The organism is Methylobacterium sp. WL116, assembly GCF_008039455.1.
In the GTDB taxonomy this organism is placed as follows: domain Bacteria; phylum Pseudomonadota; class Alphaproteobacteria; order Rhizobiales; family Beijerinckiaceae; genus Methylobacterium.
The window spans coordinates 1-2,766 of record NZ_VRUV01000563.1; the positions used below are offsets into that span (position 1 = coordinate 1).

The following is a 2,766-nucleotide window of genomic DNA, read 5'->3' on the forward strand; positions in this document are numbered from 1 at the left end:
GCCGGGCACAGCCTGTTCCTGAAGAGCCGCCGGCGGCGACCAGGGCCTCGGGCACCGCCCGGCGGCTCTTCAGGAACAGGCTGTGCCCGGCGGCGATCAGGTGCCCGGCCATGGGCGCGCCCATGATGCCGAGGCCGATGAATCCGATGTTCATGGTGGTGTCTCCCGGAATGGCGCATCCGCCCTCCCCCGCGGAGGGGGAGGGTCGATCCTGGCTCAGCCCCTGAAGCGGGCGGCGAGCGCCTCGGACTGCCGCGCGAGCAGGCCCATGTCGGAGCCGACCGCGGTGAAGCGGGTGCCGGCGGCGATGTAGCGGTGGGCCAGTTCCTCGTTGGCGGTGAGGATGCCGGCGTGCTTCCCGGCCTTCCCGATGCGGGCCACGGTCTCCTCGATGATCGCCACCACGTCCGGATGGTTCTGCTGCCCGAGGTAGCCGAGGCTGGTCGAGAGGTCGCCGGGGCCGACGAAGACGCCGTCGACGCCCTCCACGCCGGCGATCTCGTCGAGGTTGTCGAGCGCCCGCCGCGACTCGATCTGCACGGCCACGAAGATCTCGGCCTCGCAGCGGGCGTGGTAGTCGGGGATGCGGCCGAAGCGGGCGGCGCGCGGCGCCTGCGAGAAGCCGCGCACGCCGCGCGGGGCGTAGCGGGTCGCGGCCACCGCGCGGCGGGCCTGGTCGGCGTCGTCGATGTTGGGGATCATCAGCGACTGCACCCCGGTGTCGAGGATGCGCTTGATGGTGATCGCCTCGTCGCTCGGCACCCGCACCATGGCGTGGGCCGGGCTCTCCATCATCGCCTGGACCTGACTGTAGACGTCCCGCAGGTCGTTGGCCGAATGCTCCATGTCGAGGAGCAGCCAGTCGAAGCCGGAGCCGGCCACGACCTCGGTGGAGATCGGGCTGGCGAGGCTGCACCACAGGCCGATCTGCTGCCGGCCCTGGCCGAGCGCCGCCTTGAAGCGGTTGGAGAGGATGTCCATCGGATGTGCTCCTTCGTGGAATCGATCTGAGAGGTCGAGCGTCGTCCGGATCACGCGCCTCCCTCTCCCCTCTGCGGGAGAGGGTGGCCCGCGAAGCGGGTCGGGAGAGGGGAGCGCCGGTGCCGGATACGGCGCTCCCCTCTCCCGACCCCTGCCGACGCAGGGGCCACCCTCCCCCGCAGAGGGGGAGGGATCTGAAGCGTCCGTCGCCCTCAGCGCACGAGGCACGGGCGCTTGTTGTCGAAGGTCCAGTTCGGGACGAGGAACTGCATCGCCGCCGCGTCGTCGCGGGCGCCGAGGCCGTGGTCCAGATAGAGCGCGTGCGCCGCCTCGACCTCGGCCATGTCGATCTCGATGCCCAGCCCCGGACGATCCGGCACCCGCACGAGCCCGCCGCGGATCGCCAGCGGCTCCTTGGTCAGGCGCTGGCCGTCCTGCCAGATCCAGTGCGTGTCGATCGCCGTCACCTTGCCCGGGGCGGCGGCCGCGACGTGGGTGAACATCGCCAGCGACACGTCGAAGTGGTTGTTCGAGTGCGAGCCCCAGGTCAGCCCGTGGTCGCGGCAGAGCTGCGCCACCCGCACCGAGCCGGCCAGCGTCCAGAAATGCGGGTCGGCCAGCGGGATGTCGACGCTGCCGAGCTGGATCGCGTGGTTCATCTGGCGCCAGTCGGTGGCGATCATGTTGGTGGCGGTGGGCAGGCCCGTGGCGCGGCGGAACTCGGCCATGATCTCGCGGCCCGAGAACCCGTCCTCGGCCCCGCACGGATCCTCGGCGTAGGCGAGCACGTCGCCGCGGCCCTTGCACAGGCGGATCGCCTCGGCGAGCGACCACGCGCCGTTCGGGTCGAGGGTGACGCGGGCTTCCGGGAAGCGCTCGTGGATCGCGGTGACGGCGGCGATCTCGTCCTCGCCGGCGAGCACGCCGCCCTTCAGCTTGAAGTCGTTGAAGCCGTAGGCCGCATGCGCGGCCTCGGCCAGGCGTGCGACGGCGTCGGGCGTCAGGGCCTCCTCGTCGCGCAGCCGCATCCAGCCGTCGCGGGCGGTCGGCTCGCGATAGGGCAGATCGGTGCGGCGGCGGTCGCCGACGTAGAACAGGTAGCCCAGCATCTCGACGGCGTCGCGCTGCTGGCCCTCGCCCAGCAGGGCCGCCACCGGCACGTCGAGGAACTGGCCGAGCAGGTCGAGGAAGGCGGATTCCACCGCCGTCACCGCGTGGATCGTGACGCGCAGGTCGAAGGTCTGGAGGCCGCGCCCGCCGGAATCGCGGTCGGCGAAGCGCGCGCGCATCGCGTTGAGCACCGCCTGCCAGGCGCCGAGCGGGCGCCCGACGATCAGGTCGCGGGCCTCCTCCAGCACGCCGCGGATGCGCTCGCCGCCGGGCACCTCGCCGAGGCCCGTCGCGCCGGTGGAATCTTCGAGGATCACCAGGTTGCGGGTGAAGAACGGGCCGTGCGCGCCGCTGAGGTTGAGCAGCATGCTGTCGCGGCCGGCGACCGGCACGACCCGCATTGCGGTGACGGTGGGGGAGCGCGAAAATCCGCGCGACGGGGCATCGACGGCGTCGGCCTGCATGCGTGCCTCCCGGGGCGTTGACGGGACCGGCGTCTGGCGCGCCGTCTGCCGCACGTTCTCGCAAGGATGCCGATGCGGGTCCAAGCCAAAGGCTGGATCGATCGATGCGCGACAGGCATCGATCATCCCGGCGGCAGCGCTGCCAGGATCGCGATCAGGCGCGCGATCAGCGGGTCGTCGCCGTCGCGGCGCCAGGCGAGGTGCAGCTCGG

The 2,766-nt window shown here is 72.1% G+C and carries 3 protein-coding genes; all 3 read right to left on the reverse strand.

Annotated elements, in window-relative coordinates:
• On the reverse strand, positions 1–154 hold a 154-nt coding region (locus FV223_RS24510), incomplete at its 3' end, for an NAD(P)-binding domain-containing protein (RefSeq protein WP_246689790.1).
• A 62-nt stretch (positions 155–216) separates the two neighbouring features.
• Entirely contained in the window at positions 217–981 is a 765-nt protein-coding gene (locus FV223_RS24515) for an HpcH/HpaI aldolase/citrate lyase family protein (protein WP_147729409.1), read from the reverse strand.
• A gap of 212 nt (positions 982–1,193) precedes the next feature.
• Positions 1,194–2,555: a glucarate dehydratase gene (gene gudD / locus FV223_RS24520; protein WP_147729410.1), complete on the reverse strand. Its 1,362-nt coding sequence runs from the start codon at positions 2,553–2,555 to the stop codon at positions 1,194–1,196.
• Between the last annotated feature and the right edge of the window lie 211 nt (positions 2,556–2,766).